Source organism: Mycoplana ramosa (assembly GCF_041930185.1).
Classification (GTDB): domain Bacteria; phylum Pseudomonadota; class Alphaproteobacteria; order Rhizobiales; family Rhizobiaceae; genus Mycoplana; species Mycoplana ramosa.
On sequence record NZ_JBHEEW010000006.1, the window covers coordinates 246,921 to 268,331 of the forward strand.

The 21,411-nt window shown below is 63.9% G+C and carries 23 protein-coding genes and 1 pseudogene; 12 read left to right on the forward strand and 12 right to left on the reverse strand.

What is annotated here, in order from left to right; genetic code table 11:
• Positions 1–15: 15 nt before the first annotated feature.
• The gene (locus JNC62_RS10035) at positions 16–900 is read left to right on the forward strand and encodes an MEDS domain-containing protein (RefSeq protein WP_374838320.1); all 885 of its coding nucleotides are present in this window, start codon (positions 16–18) and stop codon (positions 898–900) included.
• Between the two features lie 183 nt (positions 901–1,083).
• On the opposite strand, the gene JNC62_RS21120 is transcribed toward JNC62_RS10035, so the two are convergent.
• Positions 1,084–1,479 carry a ClpB D2-like domain containing protein gene (locus tag JNC62_RS21120; RefSeq protein WP_445482863.1) on the reverse strand — a complete coding sequence of 132 codons (396 nt, stop codon included), beginning with the start codon at positions 1,477–1,479 and terminating at the stop codon, positions 1,084–1,086.
• Here JNC62_RS21120 and JNC62_RS10045 point away from each other — a divergent pair.
• A pseudogene (locus JNC62_RS10045) lies at positions 1,444–1,584 on the forward strand (ATP-binding protein); the annotation flags it as partial. The gene JNC62_RS21120 and the pseudogene JNC62_RS10045 sit on opposite strands and share 36 nt — an antisense overlap.
• Here the strand turns inward: JNC62_RS10045 and JNC62_RS10050 are convergent.
• The 4 genes from JNC62_RS10050 to JNC62_RS10065 all read right to left on the reverse strand — a co-directional run bounded on the left by JNC62_RS10050 (position 1,545) and on the right by JNC62_RS10065 (position 3,436).
• The gene (locus tag JNC62_RS10050; protein ID WP_374838322.1) at positions 1,545–2,024 is read right to left on the reverse strand and encodes a phosphate-starvation-inducible PsiE family protein; all 480 of its coding nucleotides are present in this window, start codon (positions 2,022–2,024) and stop codon (positions 1,545–1,547) included. The pseudogene JNC62_RS10045 and the gene JNC62_RS10050 sit on opposite strands and share 40 nt — an antisense overlap.
• 115 nt (positions 2,025–2,139) lie before the next feature.
• The gene (locus JNC62_RS10055; protein WP_086466662.1) at positions 2,140–2,631 is read right to left on the reverse strand and encodes an Hsp20/alpha crystallin family protein; all 492 of its coding nucleotides are present in this window, start codon (positions 2,629–2,631) and stop codon (positions 2,140–2,142) included.
• A 20-nt stretch (positions 2,632–2,651) separates the two neighbouring features.
• Positions 2,652–3,050 carry an Hsp20/alpha crystallin family protein gene (locus JNC62_RS10060; RefSeq protein WP_028713488.1) on the reverse strand — a complete coding sequence of 133 codons (399 nt, stop codon included), beginning with the start codon at positions 3,048–3,050 and terminating at the stop codon, positions 2,652–2,654.
• A gap of 14 nt (positions 3,051–3,064) precedes the next feature.
• Positions 3,065–3,436: an Hsp20/alpha crystallin family protein gene (locus tag JNC62_RS10065; RefSeq protein WP_245165646.1), complete on the reverse strand. Its 372-nt coding sequence runs from the start codon at positions 3,434–3,436 to the stop codon at positions 3,065–3,067.
• Between the two features lie 256 nt (positions 3,437–3,692).
• On the opposite strand from JNC62_RS10065, the gene JNC62_RS10070 reads away from it, so the two are divergent.
• From JNC62_RS10070 to JNC62_RS10110, 9 genes are all read left to right on the forward strand, one after another.
• A complete protein-coding gene (locus JNC62_RS10070; protein ID WP_374838324.1) occupies positions 3,693–4,124 on the forward strand; it encodes a MarR family winged helix-turn-helix transcriptional regulator in 432 nt (143 codons plus the stop codon).
• A 14-nt stretch (positions 4,125–4,138) separates the two neighbouring features.
• Complete coding sequence (gene ftsH / locus JNC62_RS10075) at positions 4,139–5,971, forward strand: ATP-dependent zinc metalloprotease FtsH (protein ID WP_374838326.1); 1,833 nt, start codon at positions 4,139–4,141, stop codon at positions 5,969–5,971.
• Positions 5,972–6,034: 63 nt separating this feature from the next.
• Complete coding sequence (locus JNC62_RS10080; RefSeq protein ID WP_374838328.1) at positions 6,035–8,941, forward strand: ATP-dependent Clp protease ATP-binding subunit; 2,907 nt, start codon at positions 6,035–6,037, stop codon at positions 8,939–8,941.
• Between the two features lie 78 nt (positions 8,942–9,019).
• On the forward strand, positions 9,020–10,159 hold the full coding sequence (locus JNC62_RS10085) for an RNA polymerase sigma factor (RefSeq protein ID WP_137390487.1): 1,140 nt from the start codon (positions 9,020–9,022) through the stop codon (positions 10,157–10,159).
• Positions 10,160–10,209: 50 nt separating this feature from the next.
• Positions 10,210–10,734 carry an NADH dehydrogenase ubiquinone Fe-S protein 4 gene (locus tag JNC62_RS10090; RefSeq protein WP_374838330.1) on the forward strand — a complete coding sequence of 175 codons (525 nt, stop codon included), beginning with the start codon at positions 10,210–10,212 and terminating at the stop codon, positions 10,732–10,734.
• Between the two features lie 33 nt (positions 10,735–10,767).
• Positions 10,768–11,520: a rhomboid family intramembrane serine protease gene (locus JNC62_RS10095; protein ID WP_374838332.1), complete on the forward strand. Its 753-nt coding sequence runs from the start codon at positions 10,768–10,770 to the stop codon at positions 11,518–11,520.
• Positions 11,511–12,353 (forward strand): SDH family Clp fold serine proteinase, encoded by an 843-nt coding sequence (locus tag JNC62_RS10100; RefSeq protein ID WP_374838334.1) that lies wholly within the window; start codon positions 11,511–11,513, stop codon positions 12,351–12,353. Before JNC62_RS10095 ends, JNC62_RS10100 begins: the two co-directional genes overlap by 10 nt.
• A 52-nt stretch (positions 12,354–12,405) precedes the next feature.
• Positions 12,406–12,828, forward strand: a complete 423-nt coding sequence (gene trxC, locus JNC62_RS10105) for a thioredoxin TrxC (protein WP_374838336.1) — start codon at positions 12,406–12,408, stop codon at positions 12,826–12,828.
• 48 nt (positions 12,829–12,876) lie between these two features.
• On the forward strand, positions 12,877–14,022 hold the full coding sequence (locus JNC62_RS10110; RefSeq protein WP_374838338.1) for a cation:proton antiporter domain-containing protein: 1,146 nt from the start codon (positions 12,877–12,879) through the stop codon (positions 14,020–14,022).
• Positions 14,023–14,219: 197 nt separating this feature from the next.
• On the opposite strand, the gene JNC62_RS10115 is transcribed toward JNC62_RS10110, so the two are convergent.
• The 7 genes from JNC62_RS10115 to JNC62_RS10145 form a co-directional block, all read right to left on the reverse strand.
• Entirely contained in the window at positions 14,220–14,474 is a 255-nt protein-coding gene (locus JNC62_RS10115; protein WP_374838340.1) for a hypothetical protein, read from the reverse strand.
• Entirely contained in the window at positions 14,474–15,148 is a 675-nt protein-coding gene (locus JNC62_RS10120; RefSeq protein WP_374838342.1) for a YcbK family protein, read from the reverse strand. The genes JNC62_RS10115 and JNC62_RS10120 overlap by 1 nt, the downstream gene beginning before the upstream one ends.
• Positions 15,149–15,223: 75 nt before the next feature.
• Complete coding sequence (locus tag JNC62_RS10125) at positions 15,224–15,511, reverse strand: DUF6127 family protein (protein WP_068282935.1); 288 nt, start codon at positions 15,509–15,511, stop codon at positions 15,224–15,226.
• A gap of 20 nt (positions 15,512–15,531) precedes the next feature.
• The gene (locus tag JNC62_RS10130) at positions 15,532–16,608 is read right to left on the reverse strand and encodes a DUF2793 domain-containing protein (RefSeq protein ID WP_374838344.1); all 1,077 of its coding nucleotides are present in this window, start codon (positions 16,606–16,608) and stop codon (positions 15,532–15,534) included.
• A gap of 9 nt (positions 16,609–16,617) precedes the next feature.
• On the reverse strand, positions 16,618–18,216 hold the full coding sequence (locus JNC62_RS10135; protein ID WP_374838346.1) for a phage tail protein: 1,599 nt from the start codon (positions 18,214–18,216) through the stop codon (positions 16,618–16,620).
• Between the two features lie 99 nt (positions 18,217–18,315).
• A complete protein-coding gene (locus tag JNC62_RS10140) occupies positions 18,316–18,561 on the reverse strand; it encodes a hypothetical protein (RefSeq protein ID WP_097176374.1) in 246 nt (81 codons plus the stop codon).
• 76 nt (positions 18,562–18,637) lie between these two features.
• Positions 18,638–19,018 carry a hypothetical protein gene (locus JNC62_RS10145; protein ID WP_374838348.1) on the reverse strand — a complete coding sequence of 127 codons (381 nt, stop codon included), beginning with the start codon at positions 19,016–19,018 and terminating at the stop codon, positions 18,638–18,640.
• Here JNC62_RS10145 and hsdR point away from each other — a divergent pair.
• Positions 19,017–21,395: an EcoAI/FtnUII family type I restriction enzme subunit R gene (hsdR, locus tag JNC62_RS10150; protein WP_374838350.1), complete on the forward strand. Its 2,379-nt coding sequence runs from the start codon at positions 19,017–19,019 to the stop codon at positions 21,393–21,395. The two genes, JNC62_RS10145 and hsdR, sit on opposite strands and share 2 nt — an antisense overlap.
• The last annotated feature ends 16 nt before the right edge of the window (positions 21,396–21,411 follow it).

Sequence of the window (21,411 nt, forward strand, 5' to 3'; positions counted from 1 at the left end):
AAAGGTGGTGCCTGAATGTCACGTCATGAGCGAACTGTCTTAGGGGCCGATCAGTTGCGCAACACGGGTCTTGCCCCTGTCGGCGACCGGCCTTGGGGCACGCATATCTGTCTGTTCTACGAGACACCCCAAGACCTATACGACGTGCACGCCGACTATTTTGGCGCCGGCCTCGCGAGCGGGGAATTCTGTATCTGGGCGTTATCAGAGCCGATCAACCGCGAGACCGCCATCGAAGCGTTGCGCAAGTCGGTTCCTGATTTCGATAAATATCTGCGGGATGGTCAGATCGAATTCATCCCGGGCTACCAATGGTATCTCCGCGGCGATGAATTCGACCCGCAACGGATCACCGGCGGCTGGCATGCCAAACTTGACGACGCGCTCGCCCGCGGCTTCGAAGGCATGCGGGTCAGTGGCAATGCCTTCTGGTTCGAGACCAGCCTCTGGAAAGAGTTCTGCGAATACGAGGCCGAACTCGACCGTTCGCTGGCCGGGCGCAGGATGATCGTACTTTGCACCTATCCGCTCGCAGCAAGCCGCGCCGTCGACGTCCTCGATGTGGCTCGCACGCACAATTTTTCGATCGCGAAACGAGACGGCCGATGGGAGTTCCTTGAAACGCCGGAGCTTGCCGCAGCGAAGCGCGAGATCGGGAGGTTGAATGGTGCGATCGATATTCTCTCGAAACCGTTCCCCGGCAGCCGGCACCTGACGCATCGAGAGCAAATTGTTCTGGCGCAGGTCGTCAAAGGCGCCTCAAGCAAGGAAGCGGCGCGCGACCTCAACATAAGTCATCGCACGGTGGAATTTCATCGAAAGAATATCATGCGCAAGCTCGGCGCACGTAATGTAATCGAGCTTCTGGGAATCGTACTTGGGAGTGGTCAACCCGAATAGCTTGGTGTGTCCACCTCCCCGATATCCGGCGAGGGAAGTCGTTCGGCGTGATCGTCTCGCATTCGAGCACGAGCTTCGTGCCGGCCTCGAGATCGGCGCGCCGCGCTGTCAGAAATTTTCGCGGGAAACAGCATTTTGCTGTCTTTTCCAAGTAATGGCCTGCACCTTGTTGGTACGTCCAAGTCAGTTGGACAACATGCCCAGCATGTTGCGCGGAAACGACAGGATCGTGTTGCCACCCGGATGCGCGCCGAGTTTGGCGCGAATCCGGTCACTTTTCGGGTTATTCGGCGCCCGGCTCGCTCTCTCCGGCCGCGCTGGGTTCCTCCGCCTCGCCTTGGTTTCTTTCGCTCCGCTCACATTCTGTGTCTTCGACGCGGCCTTTCCCACCGGTTCTATTCGCAGCTGCTCGGCAGTGGCGTCCCAGCCGACACGAATGGCGTCGCCCTGCGTGACTTCGCCGCCCAGCATGGCGCGGGCCAGGCGCGTTTCGACGATGCTGCGGATCTGGCGCTTGAGCTCGCGCGCGCCGTATTCCGGCCGGTAGCCTTCGGCGAATGGCCCAGCGTGTTCGGCGATGCCAAGATGACCACCGCGCTGCTCGACCGCCTGACCCACCAGGCGGGGGCTGGCGGAGGCCGCGGTCATCGCGTCTCGCGGCCTCCGAGTTCGCGCCGGTCCTGATCGCGCACCAGCCAGTGGACAGCGCCGAGCGCAAGCGCCGCGCCCGCGAGTGCGGCAATCTTGGATGATTCCGTCTCGCCGAGGTCCAGGATGATGAATTTGCGCGCGATGGCGAGGAGCGCGATCAGCACGATCGTGCGGACCTGGAGGATCCCGAAGCTGCGTTCGGTCGCAACAAGAAGGGAGCGCTTGAACTCGAGCGCGATCACCACGGTGAAGATCATGCCGAACACCACCTGGAAGGTGGCGTAATCGAGAGTGTCGAATGCCCCCAGAACCAAGCGGTTCACGACTTCGCGCATCAGCGCCCAGACCGACGCCACGACGATCGCCGCAATGATGACGCTGAGGACGAAGATGACACCTTGCTCGAACTTCTCGTAGAGCGTCATCGCCGACCATTGTTCACGGGTCAGCCCGGATCGTTGTAAGTCTTTCATGATTGCCCCTCGAAAGCCGCCCCGGAGAGACAAGCTCCCCGGGGCTTCGCCAGACGGTGCGATATCGCACGGAGCGGAGGGGTCGCCGCAAACCGGCGACACCCAATGTGGCAAATCAGCCGTTCTTGACCTCGATGCGCTTGACCTTGGCCTGCGCCTCGGGAGTCTGGGGCAGCTTGATCGTCAGAACCCCGTTCTTGAAGGATGCCTGCGCCTTTTCGCCATCCACACCGGGAGGGAGCGGAATTGTCCGGTAGATCGCGCCGTAGCTGCGCTCGGACAGGTAATACCCCTTTTTCTCCTCCTGGCGCTCGATCTTCTTCTCCCCCTTCACAGTCAACATGTCATCGTTGACCGTCACCTCGATGTCCTTCATCTCCATGCCCGGCAGCTCGATCGATACTTCGATCGCCTTGTCGGTCTCGACCACGTCGGATTTCGCTTCGCCGCTGCCAAAGGGCCATTCGAAATGACCGACACGGTTCCAGAAGTTCTCGAACACATGGTTCATTTCGCGCTGGAGTGTCGCGATCGGGTTGTCTTCGCTGCTCTTGGCATCTGGCGCGCCGTCCTTGCGCGCCCAGGGGATGAGGTCTTTGATCTGCATGATATGGTCTCCTTCGGTTTTCAGGCGCCCTTGACGGCGATCTTTTTCGGCTGCGCTTCAGGGGCTCGGGGGAGCGTCAGGGTGAGGACACCTCCACGCATCTCGGCTTCGATCCTGTTGGGGTCGAAGTCCTCGGAAAGCGTGAAGGCACGCTCGAAATCGCCCTCGCCATATTCGGCATAGGCAAGTTCGAGGTTTTCCGGCCGCACCGGGTCAACTTTGCCGCGGATCGTCAACACACGATTTTCGAGCGTGATCTCGACCGCATCGGCGGCGACCCCAGGCATTTCAAGCATCATGGAGACACCCTGATCGGTCTCGACGATATCGGTCAACGGGCGGTAGATGCGTCCGCCGCCGGTGGTCTCGGGCGAGTCGGTCGGCGTCTTTTCGGCGGCTTGCGTGATGTCGGTGCTCATCGTTCCAGCTCCTCTCAGGCTGCCTTGATCTCGATTTTCTTCGGCTTTTCTTCCTCGGGCCGGGAGATGACGATCCGCAATACGCCGTTCGTCATCCTCGCCTCGACCTTGTCATCCGAGGCCGCGAACGGCAGGCGGATAGTGCGGGAAAACCTGCCGAAACCGCGTTCGTTGCGGTGCCAGCGCGCACCGTCGGGAACCTCGGGCGCCTTGCGTTCGCCCGAAAGCGTCAGGACGTTGTCCTTAACCGAAATCTCAATGTCGCCCGGTTCGATGCCGGGAAGTTCAGCGGCGATGGCAACGGCCTCAGGGCCTTGCCAGACATTCACCGCCGGGAACGCCGCGCGGGCCGGCGGCCAGAAACCGCGGTCGAGATCGCGCATCATGGAGCGCATCAGCGCAAAGGGATCGCTGCGGCGCAGATATGTCGGGTAGAGCATTACTGGCCTCCTGTTGCTGATCGATGCCCCCGAACCGTCGGCATGGAGGGACCGGGCAACGGTGCCGGCCGGATGTGGGTTCGGAGACCGCCCATCAAGATAGGCGGTTCCATTTATTATGCAAGCATATATGATGCGTGCATTGCGCTTTGGATAGAGTGCGGTCTATCCTGTGTCTCATGCAACCGGAGGAAGGATACCTATGATCTCTTCGGACATCGCGCTGATCGGGACGACGATCCACCGGGTCGCGCAGCTCATCCAGCAGCGGATCGACCAAGACATCCGCGACAGCGGCCTGACCCGCCTGTCCTGGATGGCGGCGGCGCATGTCGAGGATGCGCCCGGGCTGACCATCGGCGATCTGGCCGACCGACTTGAGGTCGGCCCGGCCACTGCGGGCCAGCTCGTCGATCGCATGGTCCGGGGCGGCTGGGTCGAGCGGTCGCCCTCGCTCGACGACAGGCGGTCGCAGATCGTCACCGCAACGTCGAAGGCCCGGGCGAGGCTGGAGGAACTCGCGCCGCGGCAATCGGCGCTCGAACATGAAATCCTGCAGGATCTGTCGGCAGACGAAAGGCGCATCCTGCTGGCGCTGCTCGAGCGGATCAGGGCGCGGCTCGGGCGCCAGTGAAAGGGACAAGCGGCATGGAAAGGAAGACCGAATATAACATCTGGTACTGGGTGGTGGCTTTCATAGCCGTGCTTTTCATCCAGAACCTGATCGCCGGCTGGCAATCCGTCGCACCGATCAGCTACAGCCAGTTCGAGAGCTATCTCGAGGATGGCAGGGTCGCGTCCGTCGCGGTCGGCGCGGACACCATCACCGGCACCTTCACCGACCCCGTCGACGGCAAGAGCCAGTTCGTCACCACGGTCGTGGATCCCGCGATCCTGCAGCGGATCGACCGCTCCGGCGTCGAGATCACGGGCGTTCCGCAAAACACTTTTCTCGGCACGCTGATTTCCTGGGTGGCGCCAGCGCTTGTCTTCTTCGGAATCTGGATGCTGCTGTTCCGCAAGTTCGCCGACAAGCAGGGCTTCGGCGGGTTCATGCAGGTCGGCCGCAGCAAGGCCAAAGTTTACATGGAAAAAGAAACCGGCGTCAGCTTCGCCGACGTGGCCGGTGTGGACGAGGCCAAGGCCGAGCTCGAGGAGGTCGTGGAGTTCCTCAGGAACCCCGCCGAATACGGAAAGCTGGGCGCACATATCCCCAAAGGCATATTGCTCGTTGGGCCGCCGGGCACCGGCAAGACGCTGCTGGCCCGCGCGGTGGCGGGTGAGGCGGGCGTGACCTTCTTTTCGATCTCGGGATCGGAGTTCGTCGAGATGTTCGTGGGCGTCGGTGCCGCACGGGTGCGCGACCTGTTCGAGCAGGCCCGGAAATCCGCGCCGGCGATCATCTTCATCGACGAACTCGACGCTCTCGGGCGGGCGCGCTCCTCCGGCCAGATCGCTGGCGGCCACGATGAGCGTGAGCAGACGCTGAACCAGCTTCTGACCGAGCTCGACGGCTTCGACCCTTCGGTGGGCATCGTGCTCCTGGCCGCCACCAACCGACCAGAGATCCTCGACCCCGCGCTGCTGCGTGCGGGACGCTTCGACCGGCAGGTGCTGGTGGATCGGCCGGATAAGAAGGGACGTGTGCAGATTCTCGGCGTTCACATGAAAAAGGTGAAGCTCGCCCCGGACGTCGATGCCGAGAAGGTCGCAGCGCTTACTCCCGGCTTTTCCGGGGCGGACCTCGCCAATCTCGTCAACGAGGCAGCATTGCTCGCCACGCGCCGCAAGGCGGATGCGGTGACGATGGACGACTTCAACAATGCCGTCGAGCGCATCATCGCAGGGTTGGAAAAGAAGAACCGCGTGCTCAATCCGCGCGAACGCGAGATCGTGGCGCACCACGAGATGGGGCACGCGCTGGTGGCGATGGCTCTGCCGGGGGTGGACCCGGTGCACAAGGTCTCGATCATCCCGCGCGGAATTGGCGCGCTCGGCTACACTATCCAGCGCCCGACCGAGGACCGCTTTCTGATGACGCGGGAGGAACTCGAGAACAAGATCGCCGTGCTGCTCGGCGGGCGCGCGGCCGAGAAGATCATCTACGATCACCTCTCGACGGGGGCGGCCGACGATGTGGTCAAGGCCACCGATATCGCCCGCGCCATGGTCGCTCGGTACGGGATGGACGAAGACCTCGGGCATGTCAGCTACGATACCGATCGACCCGGTTTTCTCGGCACCGGCGACCCGTCGTCGTGGCTGAACCGCCGCTTCAGCGACGCCACGGCCGAGCGGATGGACGCGAAGGTGCGCGACATCGTGGATGGCGTGTTCAAGCGCACCCTCGCCCTTCTCGAAACCAATCGGGATCTTCTTGAGCAATCGGCGCAGGATCTCCTGCAACGGGAGACCCTGGACGAGCCCGATCTGGTGGCAATTGGGGCCAAGGTGAAAAGAACGGAAGCGGTCGCTGCGTGACACCGTCACTGACGCAGATGATCGGCGGACAACCCTGACTGGATAAAGAAACGGAGAGGAAAAATGGCAAACGGAGCCTGCGATATTTGCGGTCGCCCGGCGACGGCGCGCGTGCGCGCCTCGGTGAACGGCAAAGTTCAGAACATGGAGCTGTGCGATCAGCACTACCGCGAAATGGTGCGCCGGTCGGGCCGCAGCGCATCGCCGCTGGAGTCCCTGTTCGGACGACATTCCCTTTTTGACGAATTCTTCGGCGATAGCGGGTTCGGCAGCCTGTTCAGCGACAGCCCGCTGCGGGGTGGCGCACTGGGCGCCACGGGCGCGGGTGAGGACGACGTCGTGGATGCCACCTTCGGGGAGGAAGCGCCGCGCCGCGGATCGCGGCGCGGCGGCGGACGCACCATCGCCGATCGGCTGAGCGAACAGGGCAACAAACTATTGCAGGATGCCGCACAGAAGGCTGGAGAATTCGGGCGCAGCGAGGTCGATACCGAACATCTGCTTCTGGCATTGACCTCGTCTGACGTCGTCAAGACGATCCTGGAACAGTTCAAGGTCGATGTGGACGATCTGCGGCGCCAGGTTGAGAAGGAAGCGAAGCGTGGAGAGGCCAGGACTGAGGGCGAAATCGGCGTCAGTCCTCGCCTGAAGGACGCGCTGAACCGGGCCTTCATCGCCTCGAACGAACTCGGCCATTCCTATGTCGGTCCCGAGCACCTGCTGATCGGCCTTGCCGAGGAAGGTGAAGGCCTGGCCGCGTCGATCCTGCGCAAATACGGATTGACGCCGCAGGCGCTGCGCCAGCAGGTGACCAAGGTCGTGGGCAAGGGTGCCGAGGAGGGCCGCGTGGAGGCGCCTTCCAGCACGCCCGATCTCGACCAGTTCAGCCGTGACCTGACGAAGCTCGCCCGCGAGGGCAAGCTCGACCCCGTCATCGGCCGCGCCCGCGAGATCGAGACGACGATCGAAGTGCTCGCCCGCCGGAAAAAGAACAATCCGGTGCTGATCGGCGAGCCCGGCGTGGGCAAGACCGCCATCGTCGAGGGGCTCGCACAACGGATCGTCGCGGGCGAGGTGCCCGAGGCCCTGCGCGACAAGCGGCTCGTGGAGCTCAACATCAACTCAATGGTGGCCGGGTCGAAGTATCGGGGCGAGTTCGAGGAGCGGGTGCAGAAGATCCTCAAGGAGATCACCGAGGAGAAGGACAGTCTGATCCTGTTCATTGACGAGATCCATACCATCGTCGGCGCCGGCCAGGGCGGCGGCGAAGGCGGTCTCGACATCGCCAACACCTTCAAGCCGGCGCTGGCGCGGGGCGAGCTGAACCTGATCGGTGCAACGACGCTCAACGAGTACCAGAAATATATCGAGAAGGACGCAGCACTCGAACGCCGCTTCCAGCCGGTCTATGTCGAGGAACCCACGGTCGCTCAGGTCATCATGATCCTGCGGGGTCTGCGCGACACGCTGGAGGCGCACCACAAGGTGACGATCACCGACGAGGCCATCGTCGCGGCGGCCGAGCTTTCGGACCGCTACATCACTGGCCGCTTCATGCCTGACAAAGCGATCGACCTGATCGATCAGGCCGCCGCACGTGTGAAGATCAGCGCCACAGCGCGCCCCGTGGACGTCCAGGAGCTAGAGGCCGAGGTCGCGCAGATCAAGCGCGAGCAGGACTATGCCGCAGCCCGCAAGCAATTCGACCGGGCAGCGGAATTGAAGAAGGAACTCGAACAGAAGCAGAAGGAACTGGACGAGCTTCTGGAGATTTGGAAGCGCGACCAGGCCTCCGCCACCGCCGAGGTGCGCGCCGATCATGTCGCGCAGATCGTCTCGAAGATCACCGGCGTTCCGGTCACTGAGCTGACCACCGAGGAGAAAGACAAGCTCCTCAAGCTCGAGGAGAAGCTGCACGAGCGCGTCATCGGTCAGGAAGAGGCCATCCGCGCCGTGGCGGATGCGGTGCGCCTGGCGCGCGCAGGACTGCGCGAGGGACGCGGCCCGACCGCGACATTCCTCTTCCTCGGGCCGACCGGGGTTGGCAAGACGGAACTGGCCAAGACGCTCGCCGAAGTAATCTTTGGCGATCAGGACGCAATCATCCGCATCGACATGTCCGAGTATGGCGAGCGCCACTCGGTCGCCCGGCTGGTGGGCGCGCCTCCCGGCTACGTCGGATACGACGAAGGCGGGCAACTGACCGAGAAGGTGCGCCGTCGGCCCTACTCGGTCGTGCTGCTCGACGAGATCGAGAAGGCGCACCCGGATGTCTACAACATTCTGTTGCAGGTGTTCGACGACGGTCGGCTGACCGACGGCAAGGGGCGCGTGGTGGACTTCACCAACACCATCATCATCGCCACGTCGAACCTCGGTTCGGACATCATCCAGCGCAACCTCAAGAAGCGCGGCACCAAGGAGTTCGACGAGGCAAAGCAGAAGTCCGAGCTGATGGAGGTGTTGCGCGGTCATTTCCGGCCAGAGTTCATCAACCGGATCGACGAGATCATCGTCTTCCACTCGCTGAACCAGTCGGAAATCCGCCAGATCGTGGGGTTGCAGCTGAACCGGGTGAAACGGACCGCCCTCGGCCAGGGCGTCGAGCTCGAGTTCGACGTGAGCGTCGTGGATCACTTCGGCGCGGTCGGCTTCCGCCCCGAATTCGGCGCCCGCGAGCTGCGCCGGCTGATCCGGTCGGAGCTGGAGACCGAGTTGGCTCGCGAGATGCTCTCCGGGCGGATCGAGGATGGTGACAAGGTCCGCGTCGCCTGGTCGGCGGACGAGCAGAAGGTCGTGTTCGAAAAGATCGCAAAGGACACCGGTGACGACAGCCCGGACGATCAGGCCAAGGCCGGGATCGACGAGTCCGGCAAAGTTGCCCAAGAAAAGGCGCACGCTCCGACGCCCGACGTCCCGGCCGAGGCCAAGGATGAGGTGCAGTCCAAGGACGACAAATCCGCCGGGTGACTTTGCGAAGGACTGGCCCGGCGCGATGACGGTCGCGCCGGCCCATTTCGTCGGAGGGTTGCAGGAAGGATCCGCGGCATGGAAGTCATCAGAGCATTTCGCAATCTTGACCGGCACGGCCAACAGCGCGCGCCTGAGGTCATCGAGGAAGAGGTGCGGCAACTTGAACCGCATCTTATACGCTTCCGCGAGAATCTCGTCCGGCTCGAAGTCGTCGCCTCGCAGACGAGGGGCAAGACGCGCATCAAAGGCGGCCTGCGCCTGCAACTGCCATCGGGCGTGATCGCGGCGCAGGAAGAGGGGTTCGAGATCGAGCCGGTCCTGCGCAAGGCCTTTGCCGACCTGCGCCACCAGGTCGATCGGCATGTGGCGCGCCTCAAGCACGAGCCGGAGTACAAGCGTCCCGCCCGCCGGCGCCGGATCGGCGCCCCGCTGCCGCCCGCGCGGGATGCGGCGGAGGCGGAGCGGCGCCAACTCTTCTTCGACCTGATCGAGGATCATCTCGATACGGTCTACGACACCGTCAGGCGCGAGTTGACCTATCTCGAATGCAGCGGATCTGTGCCGGAGGGTTACCTCAGCGTTCGCGATCTTGTCGATGCGACGATCCTCAAGGGACTGGAAAGGTTCGAGCAGCGGCCCACCGAGTTTTCCATAGGCGACTGGCTGCTGAAACTGGCTTTCGAGACCATCGAGGCCGAGGCGCGCGCCGCGCGCCGCGCGGTGCCGGAGGACGCCGCCTCGATCGACGCGAAACCCGAGACTCCGGCCGAGGAACCCACCGAGTCGGACGAGGAGATGTTCGAGTTCTACCAGCCCGACGACGTGCTGCTGCTCGAGGAGCTCATCGCCGACGACGGCGGGGACGACCCCGAAACGGCGGTCGCGAAACGGCAGGACGGGCTGGCCCTTCACCGGGCGATCGCCGGTCTGCCGGCGCTATGGCGCAGGGTTCTGTTTCTTGTCGACCTGAACGACACCCCGCTTGAAACGGCCTCCTCGGTTCTCGGCATTCCCGAAGACGACGTGACCCGGATCGCCCAAGCGGCGCGCGATTATCTTCGCGATAAACTGCGCGACTCAGGTCAGTCTTCCGATACCGTTCATGCGCTGTTTGACAGTGCTCATCAGAGAGGGTCGCGAATTCCCCAGCCCCTGCGGGATCGCGCCCGGCTGGAACACGCTTTTCTGGGAGACAACCGAGGGGTAGCACCATGATGCGCGGTCACAATCGTCCACCCTTTCCGCCGAAGATACCCGGGACCGATATGAGGTCGTGGGACGTTCCGACGGCGATCATCTACCGGCCGGCTCGTTCCGCGATGACATCGGCGCCGCGGCCCAACGACTGGATACTGGAATTCGAACCGTCGCGCCCGCCCCAAATCGAGCCGCTGATGGGATATACCTCCAGCGACGATCCCTATCGTCCGCTCCGGCTGAAATTCCCTGACCGCGAAAGCGCGGTCGAATTCGCGGAGCGGCAGGACTGGCGCTATTTCGTGCGTGAGGACACAGCTCACCGGCATGCGCCTGACCGCTGGCGGGGAGAGGAGCGGCATCGCCTCTACAAGGGAGCCGACGCCTCGGACGCCTTTCGCATACCGTCCCGCCTGGATCGGGGTCGCACGGATCACCGCCTCCGGCGCGCGGTCGAGGAGAAAGGCACGGTGGACCTGTCGTCGCAAGAACAGCCCGAATTCGATCCGGTGCTCGAAGCCAGTCTTGAATCCTTCCCGGCCTCCGATCCCCCAGCCTGGACGGGCGTGACGATCGCCGGGAAAAAGCAATGAACGCAATGGCCAGCGCGAGCGAGGATCTGCCGCTTGTTTCCCTACCTTGACAGCGTCGCGCGCCGCTACCCGCCCGTCATCGTATGGGCGGTCATCGGCATGAACGTCCTCGCGTTCCTCTATCAGATCAGCCTGCCTCCGCGCGTGCTGGACTGGTTCCTGTTCGAGTTCGCGCTGGTGCCCTCGCGCTTCTTCGGGCAACTGAGCCTCGTCGCCCCGTCCGACTGGACCCCGTTCCTGACCAACATCTTCCTGCACGGGGGCTGGCTGCACCTCATCTTGAACATGTGGACGCTCTGGATCTTCGGCCCCGCCGTCGAAGATCGGCTCGGACCGCGTAGATTCACGCTGTTCTATCTGTTCTGTGGTGTGGCGGCCGGACTGGCTCACGCGCTGGCGAACCCCGACTCAGTCGTTCCCGCGCTTGGCGCATCGGGGGCGATCGCGGGCGTGATCGGTTGCTACGCACGCATGTTTCCGGCGGCTCGGCTGGTGGTGATCGTGCCGATTCTGTTCATTCCCCTCTTCTTCGAAGTGCGCGCGGTCATTTTCGCGATGATCTGGTTCTTCATGCAGGTCGTTCCCGGTTTCCTGTCGCTCGGCAGCGATCCGGCCACGGGCGGGGTTGCCTGGTGGGCGCATATCGGCGGGTTTCTCGCCGGTTGGCTTGTAACGCCACTCCTGCGAAGGCGCGCCGACGTCTATCGCCACTATTATCGCGACGAGGGCATCTATGGCTTTCTGCCGGATGGCCGACGGGAAGGAGGACAAGGTCCATGGACATAATGCAGCTGTTTTGGCTGTTCTTCATCATTTCGGCGCTGCAGCCGGTTCTGCAGCGCAGATATCTTGAGGCGATGCGCGCACGCAAGATCGCCAGTATCGAGAAGAAGCGTGCCAGTCGCGTCATCCTGCTGATCCATCGGCAGGAGACGATGAACCTGCTGGGATTCCCCCTGATGCGCTACATCGACGTCAATGACTCGGAGGAAGTCCTGCGCGCGATCCAGATGACCGACGATGAAGTGCCACTCGACATCGTGCTGCATACACCGGGCGGCCTTGTGCTGGCGGCAACCCAGATTGCTCGGGCCATTCAGGGCCACAAGGGCAAGGTCACCGTGTTCGTGCCGCATTACGCGATGTCGGGCGGCACGTTGATCGCGCTTGCCGCCGACGAGATCGTGATGTGCGAACACTCCGTGCTGGGACCCGTCGATCCGCAACTTGGCCAGTTGCCTGCTGCCTCGCTCATCAAGGTCGTCGAGGAGAAACCCATCGCCGAGATCGACGACCAGACCCTGATCATGGCCGATGTCGGTCGCAAGGCCATTGCGCAGATCGAGGCATTCGCGAAACGTCTGCTGTCCGACAAGATGGACGAGAACCGCGCAGCGTCCGTGGCGGCGAAGCTGGCGACGGGCACCTGGACCCACGACTATCCCATCTCTGCCGACGAGGCCCGCGACATGGGCCTGCCCGTTGGAACGGACATGCCCAAGGAAATACTGGAGCTGATGACGCTCTATCCGCAGCCGGTTCGGCGCCAGGGCGGTGGCGTGGAATACCTGCCCGAGCCGCGGCAACGAGAGGCGCGCCGCGCCATGTCCACGCGCTGAATGCTTGCATCAGCCGGCCGCCAGGACCGGCTCGTCAACGAAAGGATACAGGATGCCCACCGGCGCCTGCCCGCACTGCAATTCCACCAACAGAGTGCCGCAAGAGCGCCTGACCGATAATCCCAATTGCGGACGCTGCGGCGCGCCCCTCTTTCAAGGCAAACCCGTCACGCTTACAGCGACTAATTTTGACCGTCATGCGAATGCCGAACTGCCATTGCTGATCGATTTCTGGGCTGAGTGGTGCGGGCCATGCAAGATGATGGCGCCCCAATTCGAGGCGGCGGCGCAGTCGCTCGAGCCAAATTTCCGCCTTGGTAAGCTCGATACGGAAGCCGAACAGAAAATCGCCAGCCGCCACGGGATCCGCAGCATCCCCACTATGATCCTGTTCAAAAGCGGCAACGAGATCGCGCGGACGAGCGGCGCAATGTCCGCCGTCCAGATTGCGCAGTGGGGACGCTCGCACGTCTAGAGTTTAAAGGTATTGGCCTTCCCTGCGCCATGCCATCAGGAGAAGAACATGCATGGCGTGACCGGATTTGTCGAAAGTGCGGCCTTGTTGGTCTTTGCCGCGTTCGTGCTCGTGACGATATGTTCACGGATCAGCGTGCCCAGCATTGTCGGTTACATTCTTTCCGGCATAGTCATCGGACCTGCCGGCCTCGGCCTGATTGCCGAGAACGCTGCCCTGAGCAGCATTGGCGAGATCGGAGTTGTACTCCTGCTGTTCGCTCTTGGCCTGGAATTCTCGTTCGAGAAGCTTGTAACGCTCAGGAAGCATGTCTTCGGTCTTGGAGCTGTGCAGGTTGCAGTCACGACGATAACGGTGTCGTTGGTAGCGAGTCTGATCTTCGATCTCGCGCCCGTCCCCGCAATCCTCATCGGCGGGGCCGTTGCCATGTCATCCACGGCCATGTGCCTCAAGGTGCTCGCAAACGCGAACGCTCTGGGATCGGCCCAAGGACGTATGGCCATTGCAGTGCTTCTGTTTCAGGATTTGACAGCTGTCGCATTCCTGCTTCTGCACGATTCGATGAGTGGAGCCGCCGAAGGGTATGGCGTGATAACGGTCGTTGCCAGTGTAATGGCATTGATTGCAGCTCTGTTCATTGCCCGTGGCCCGTTGCAGGTGCTTGCCCGTTGGGTAGCGTCGCGTGGCGATCCGGAACTTGCCCAGCTCCTCGCGCTCACGATTGCACTGGGGTCTGCGATTGTCGCGGCCTCCGCCGGTCTTTCTCCGGCCCTCGCCGCATTCGCGGCCGGCATGATTATCGGCGAGGGTGACGCCCGCCATGCTGTCGAGAACGAGATTCGGCCCTTCCGCGATCTGTTTGTCGGGATTTTCTTTGTCGGCATCGGAACGCAATTGCCACTTTGGATCATTCCATCTGCATGGCCTGTGGTACTGATCTGGCTTGTCATTCTTCTCGTGGGCAAGACGCTGATTGTTATGGTCGTCGCCCGACTATTCGGCGAGTCGCTTCAGATTTCATGGCGAACTGGAATCATTCTTGCTCATGGGGGCGAGTTTAGTCTCATGCTGCTGTCGGTTTCCTCGACATCGGGCATTGTTGCAGAGGAATTCGCTGGTCCTTTACTCCTCGCGATTGGCGTGAGCATGCTGGCCGGGACGCTTATGGTCAGGTGGGCGGGGCTAAAGGTTTAGTAGGGCAAACATAAAGATAACTATATTGCTCAGTTTACTAAGAGCACGCCCGAGCCTGATCCCGCATGACGCTGTAGTCGGCGAGCATTTCAACGATTGCCGATCCCTCCGGCAGCAGATTGAGCTCGTCGGCTGCCCGCGCCTGGAACTCCCGGCCATACTCGACCACGGGCGGGCAAGTCGCGAGCCTGCCATGCTCAGAACGAACCGTCCCGCATCCGTTCAGCAAGCTCGTGGTGATCGCGAGGACGGCGAGCCGCCGCTTCCAGCATCCGACGTTGGACGTCATTGGCCTTCTCCATGGTTTCAAGGCGTTCGGCGAGGCGTCCCGCTCGCCCCCCGGAGCGCCGAAGCGAAAGCAGGAACAGGAGCACGGCGAACGCGATGGCGCCGTAGCGCAGAGCTACCCGCATGCACGGGCGGGCGGCGAACCCGGTCAGGAGCGGGGCCATCACCGCTGCCCTCGGCGCCAGTCATCGAGCCGAGCGTAGATCGTGACCGCGATGCCGGCGAGCGCCACCGCGATGAACACCCAGCGCAGTGTGTCGAGATACGGCACGAGCGGCAGGATCGCGGACTGGGTCTCCGCCAGGACGCTCTGAGCCACCTCGACCCCGGCGGCACCCAGCGTCGCCACACCGGCTGCGCCGCCGCCCTTCATGGTGCGGCTGTCAGCCAGCACCTCGCGCGCGGGCGGCGTCTCGGCTGCAAATGCCGTCGCCCGGACCGGGAACCGCTCGCCCCACTGGCGCGCGGGCCCGACGTCGACATGGATGAACCCCGAGCGCGGATAGAAGCCGAAGCCGAGGAATCCGACCTCCCGCGCCGCCGCCTCGAAGGCCGCTGGGTCGTGGTTCGCCATGGCGATATCGAAGGCGGCGCCGTCGAGATGCTTCGACCGCGTGGCGCCGCCGACGGCGCGGTTGTGCTCGGGGCTGCGATAGGCGGAACGCACGATCAGCGGCTTGCCCAGCCGGTCGCGCAGCGCCTGCAGCTTGTCGAGCGCGGGCTCGTTGATCAGCAGCTTGCCAGTGCCCCGGCAGGCGATCTCGGCTGGCGAGAAGTTGGGCCAGCGCCAGCTGCTCACGGGGACGTCGCGCCAGTGGTCGTAGAAGGTCGTGGTCATGGGGTTCTCCGAAACGAAAAAAAACCCGCCTCGAGGGCGGGTGATTGCGAACTGATGAATGGGGATGGGGCGCGGCTACGGGCTGCCGCCGAAGATCTTGAGCTTGATGGCGATGCCCGCGAGCAGCGCCAGCATGACGCCGGTTGTGATCATGCGGACGGCCGTCTGCATGGCGGTGCGGCGCACCAGGCGGATGCAGTCGACGAGCGAGCGGAGATCGCGGATGTCGAGCGCGGCCTCGTCGCCGTCGAGACCGACATCGGCGAGCGCGCGCTTCGCGCCTTCCTCTGCGGCCCGGGTCAGGATCGCCTCGAATTCGGCGTCGGGCATGCGGACGAAGCCGTCGGATCGGGGTGGTGTCATCGGGATCCTCCTTCCACCGCTCAGCCGATCTTGCAGCCCCAGAAGGACGTGTGATCGGCGGCGAAGTAGCCGTCCGCGACCCGGAAATACCCCTGCAGTTCGACGGTATCGCCTGCCGTCAGCGGGACCATGGTCTGCAGCCAGATCGTGGTGGCGAGCGAGACGTGGGTGGCGGAGATCTCCCCGAAGGAGCCGCGGATTTCGGTTGTGCCGTTCAGAACGAGCCGCCCCCGCATACGCGCGGTCGTGCTGGAATTGACCTTGTAGAGCAGCGTGGCGCCGAAGAGGTAAGTGCCATCCACGGGCGCCACGAAGTGGTTGTTCGCGGCGTCGAACGCGCCTTGGTCGTTGTAGTCGGTGTTGTTCAGGCCAATCCTCGTCCAGGCCCCCACTCCAACATAGTTGTCGTAGTTGGTGTATGCCTTGAAGCGCGGCAGCCGGGGCTGATCGACGACGCCGGTGGCGTTGTCGACGCTCAGCCCGTCGAAGAAGGTGCTGCCGTCAGCAGAGACCGCGAGCCGAAAGCGGTCGGAGCCGAACAGCCCAACCAGCGCCTTGGTCACGAAGCCGGTCTGCAGGGTCAGCCCGAGATCGTCTGCGGCGGCCTCCTTGTTCATGGTGTAGAACAGATCGCCGGTGCCGCCCTCGGCCACGGTTTTCGCGGTCCAGAGCGCAGCGTTCAGCTTGGCCGAGAACGGGTTCGAGGCATCCGCTGTCGTGCCGACACCCAGCAGCGCCATGTTTTGCAGCGCCGCGGGCGTGGTGCCGATCCAGCTCGTGCCGTCATAAACGAGCAGCAGACCTTCGTCCTCGACCCATGCCCGCCAGCCGTTGCGGGGCGGCAGGCGCAGCCAGGCGCCGTCGGTCCAGAGCGCGACGTTGAGGTCCCACCCCGCCCAGTCGCCGGTTGCGCCCGAGGCGACGATGTAGCGGTCGCCATCAGTGGGAGAACCGGGCGGCGCCGTCAGATCCCGGTCCAGGACGGAGAGCTGGACGAGCCCGTCGAGGATCCGCAGCGCCTCGTTGTGGGTGACGTGCTTCTGGGCCTGCGCCGCCAGGATGTACGGCAGCATGAGATGGGTCGTGACGTCGGACATGGGATGGCCTCAGAAGGTGAGCGTGACGATCTTGGGCGCGCCCCGCCCGGCGAGGGCGGAGAGCTGGAAGATGCGTATGTCGAGCGTGTCGCTGGGGCCGAGCGGCGCGCCCCAGTCGGCGCTCTGCTGAGCGGCCGTGTAGACCGCGCTGGTCGTGGTCGTGCTCAGCACCCGCTTCACGGCAGCGCCGTCGAGGAGCTCGACCTCGTAGGCCTCCAGCTCCTCGGCCAGCGGCACCTCGAGCCCGCCCCAGCTGTCGGCCGCGAGTGCGCGCGACCGGCGCGTCCAGCGGATCGTCAGATCGCCGGGACTGCGCGGCTTGCGCCACGGCTGCTCCACATGGGCCACGGAGAACGGACGGAGCCCGATGCCCGCAGGCGTGAAGGCCTGTGCGACATAGGTCTCGTCGCTAACCGGGCGGCTCGCCGGGCCGATACGCCAGTTCCACGGGATGCCGAGGTCGGCCTCGGCAATCGGCAGCGATGCGAGGCTGTCGTCGAGCACCACGACGCGGGCACCAGCAGGCGCCGGGTTGCCCATCGCACCTTCGGTACCCCGCTGGCCACGCAACAGGCGCGTCAGCCGATACCGGCCGGGCGCGAGCAGCTCTGCCGCGCCCGCCTGCACGATCTCCCAGATACCCGGCGCGCTCTCGATCGCCAGCGCGTTCGCCCCACCGAACAGCGTCAGGTCCGTGGCGCTCTCCAGCGTGCCGGTCAGCAGATCGACTACCAGCGCGTTTCCGAGGTCGAAGCGCGACGTCGGTCCCGCAAAGAAGTCCGTGACCAGCGCCCCGATCCGGGCGCGACTACCGAACGTCGTCAGCAGATCGAACCCATCGGTCGAGGGGCTGCGGAACACCGCCATCTCGCCCGGCCAAGGTACCGCATGCGCGGCGACCATCGGCCGGTGCGCGGGTTGGTCCTCGGTCAGCTGCGGCAGGTCCATCAGCACCGCATCCGGAGCGCCGAACACGACCGCCCGCGTCAGCGACGCCGCGCGGGGATCGCCCGGCGGCAGGTCGTAGGTCGCGCGGTCCTGGCGGACTGCCTCGATGCCGCGCGCCTCGGCGTCGGCGATGGAGACGAGCCGCAGATCGACCATCCGCCCGTCATGCTCCAGTCGGATCGCGTCGCCAGGATCGAGCGCGAGCCGCGAGGGCGGCAGGCGGAACGCCGCCGTCTCGCGCCCCACCCACGCCTCCATCAGGGCACGGCGGCAGCGGCGCTCGGCCTCCTCGGGCGGCACGGCCATCGGGAAGGACTCGGACGCGACGCGCGTCGTGTCCACGGTGATCCGCCGCGCCTCGACGAGGGCCGCGTCGTAATCCTCGTCGGCACGCGCGACCTGCCACTTCAGCGCTTGAGGCAGGGCGCAGTCGGACGCGGGGCCGTCGCCCTGCGCCGCCCTGACGAGCGCGGAGAGGATCAGGTTCTTCCGGGCCGGATCGCCGGTCGTGCGATGCAACCCGTCCAGCAGGGTCGCCGGATCCCGGAACGGTGTGAGGGCAGCCTGCTCACGCCGGACGGCGTCGAAACTGCGCTGGAAGTGAAGGTTGGAGGATGAATACATGAGGTGATCACGGATCTCGTGCCACGCGAAGGACATCGGACGCCTGCCTTGCGGCCAGGCGTCCGGCGCCTTCTCGTGGCCAGGTCAGGACGTCGCGCGTCTCTGCGATTTCAGGGGGTTGGGTGAATGCGCGCTTCAGCGCGCGGGAGCGGTCGCGTTGTTCAGTGAGCCGCAGCCGCGGCAGGTGGCCTGCACCGGGAAGCCCACGAGATACTCGTGCCCCCGCGCGAAGCGCAGGTGCATGCGGCCGTCCCGGCAGACGCCGAGCAGCTTGTCACAGCGCGTGCAGCGCCATTCCGCGTTGGAGGTGGTGGGCTTGGTCTTCGCTGCGCCGGACCAGCTCGTCGAGGCTGCCTGGCGCGAGGGGAAGGGAGTCGGCATCGGGGTGCTCCTCTGACTGAGTGAGCACCCCTAGTGACGGCCCGAATCGGAGATGGTCAGACCCCCCAAAGGGAGATCAAACGGAGATGGGTTCCTCGCAAAGGGCCCAAAACGCACGGCGAGGCGAGTACAGATAACGGCCGTTCACGTCGGCCCATTCGTCGCCAAACAGCTGAGGCAGTTGCGAAAAGCCGGCGTATTCCTTCAGGGCCGCTAGCTTCACGCCGTCTTCGCGATCGCGATGATCCCCGATGAATGGTCGAGGCAGCGCGAGTCCTTGCTGCCAGGGACGGAATAAGGCTTGCGGCATCAGTCGGCCACGCTGTAGCTTCTCCGAGCCGTTGTCAGGCGAAAGAGCTGCCAAACCAAAGAATTGCGCGTTGATCTGAGCCGAGTTCTTTGACAAGCCGTTTGCTGCGCGATGGCATGTCGAAACCGGGCCAAGTAGATTGCGCATGAACGAAGCCGATACCTGCAGGAAGTTCGTCGTCCCGAAGCTGCAGGAAGCAGGCTGGGATGATCGCCCGCACGCGATAAACGAGCAGAGAACCTTTACTGACGGCCGAGTTGTATTTGTTGGCGGCAAAGCTCGCCGTGGCAAGCAGAAGCGCTCAGACTATCTGCTGCGGTATAATCCGGACTTCCCGATCGCCGTCGTTGAGGCCAAATCCCGCTACCGGCACGCCGCGGAGGGACTACAACAAGCCAAGGAATATGCAGAAATCCTTGGTCTTCGTTTCGCGTATTCGACCAACGGGATCGAGATTGTCGAGTTCGACTACACGACCGGCATCGAGCGAACGATTTCGGATTTTCCGGCACCTGATGACCTTTGGGCCCGGCTCCGCCGCGCCGAGGGCATTGTCGACGACCAAGTGGCCGAACGGCTGCTGACGCCCACCTTTCCAGACCGAGCCAAACCCCTTCGCTACTATCAGGAAATCGCGGTGAACCGCGCGGTGCAAGCGGCCCTTCAGGGCAGGAAGCGGGCACTGCTCACCCTGTGCACCGGAGCGGGCAAGACTGCCGTCGCCTTCCAGATCTGCTGGAAGCTATGGTCAGCACGCTGGAATTCCAAAGGGGTGAACCGGAACCCGAAGATCCTGTTTCTCGCCGATCGCAACGTCCTCGTCGACGATCCGATGGCAAAGGATTTCAGCCCGTTTGGCGACGCTCGTCACAAGATAGCTGGCGGCGTCGCGGTCAAGAGCCGCGACATGTACTTCGCGATCTACCAGTCCATCGCGCGTGACGAGAACCGCCCCGGCCTCTACCGAGAGTATGCGCGGGATTTCTTCGATCTCATCATCATCGACGAATGCCATCGGGGCAGCGCCCGGGACGACAGCAATTGGCGGGAGATCCTCGAGTGGTTCGAGCCTGCGACCCAGATCGGGATGACAGCGACGCCGCGGCGAGAGGATAACGTCGATACCTACAACTATTTCGGCGATCCGCTCTATGAGTACAGCCTGGCGCAGGGCATCGCTGACGGCTTCCTGGCCCCGTATCGCGTCCATCGCGTCATCTCGGACTACGATGCTGCCGGCTGGCGGCCGACGCGGGGTGAACTTGATCGCTACGGACGCGAGATCCCCGACGCCGAATACTCCACGCGGGACTTCGAGCGGGTCGTGGCGCTGCGGGCACGAACGCAGGCCATTGCGAGACATCTCGCAGGGTTCATGGCCGAGACCGACCGCTTCGCCAAGACCATCGTCTTCTGCGTCGACCAGGAACACGCCCTCGAGATGCGGCAGGCGCTCACCGCCCTGAACACCGATCTCGTGAAGGACTATCCCGACTACGTTTGCCGCGTGACGTCCGACGAAGGCGATGTGGGAAGCGCGCACAGGGCGAAGTTTCAGGATGTCGAGACCCAGACGCCGGTCATCCTCACCACGTCGCAGCTTCTCACGACCGGCGTGGACGCCCCGACCTGCAAGAACGTCGTGCTTGCGCGGGTCGTGGGCTCCATGCCCGAGTTCAAACAGATCATCGGGCGAGGCACGCGTCTCAGGCCCGACTACGGCAAGCTCGCCTTCAACATCATTGACTACACCGGAACCGCGACGCGCATGTTCGCCGATCCCGCCTTTGACGGCGATCCCGTCCGCGAGGACGAAGCGGTCATCAATGCAGACGGCGACATCGTGGAAGAGCGCGAGATCGAAGAAGTGGCGCTGGATCCCGACGATCTTCCAGAAGGGCCCGATATGCCGGATGGACCCGTCGATCTGGGGGACGAGGGCGAGAACGGGCCCCGCAAGTTCTATGTCGACGGCGGCGAGGTCTCGATCGTCCGGCACCTCGTCTACGAACTCGATTCTGACGGGCGGCAGCTCGCCTGCCGCCAGCTTACCGATTACACCGGCGACAAGGTTCGCACGCTCTATCCCAATGCGTCGGAACTGCGCACGGACTGGCTTGACCCCGAACGCCGGGCGGAGATCGTCGAGCGGCTCGAGGAGAAGGGCATCGACCTCGATTCCCTGGCTGATGCAGTCGGAAAGCCGGAGGCCGATCCGTTCGATCTCCTTTGCCATCTCGCATATAACGCGCCGCTGCGAACCCGGCGCGAGCGCGCTGACCGTCTGCTGAGAGAGCAGGACGAGTTTCTGGACCGCTTCGGGCCGGATGCCCGCGAGGTCTTGGATGCCGTGCTTGAAAAGTATGCCGAACATGGCAGTGCCCAGTTCAAGCTGCCGGACATCCTGGAAGTGCCTCCGTTCAACGAGTGGGGCAACGTCATCGAAATCGCCGCCCGCTTCGGCGGGGGCAAGGAGCTGCGCAGCGCCGTCACCGAGCTGCAGCGTCTGCTCTACACCGCTTGAATTGAAGGAGATCGAC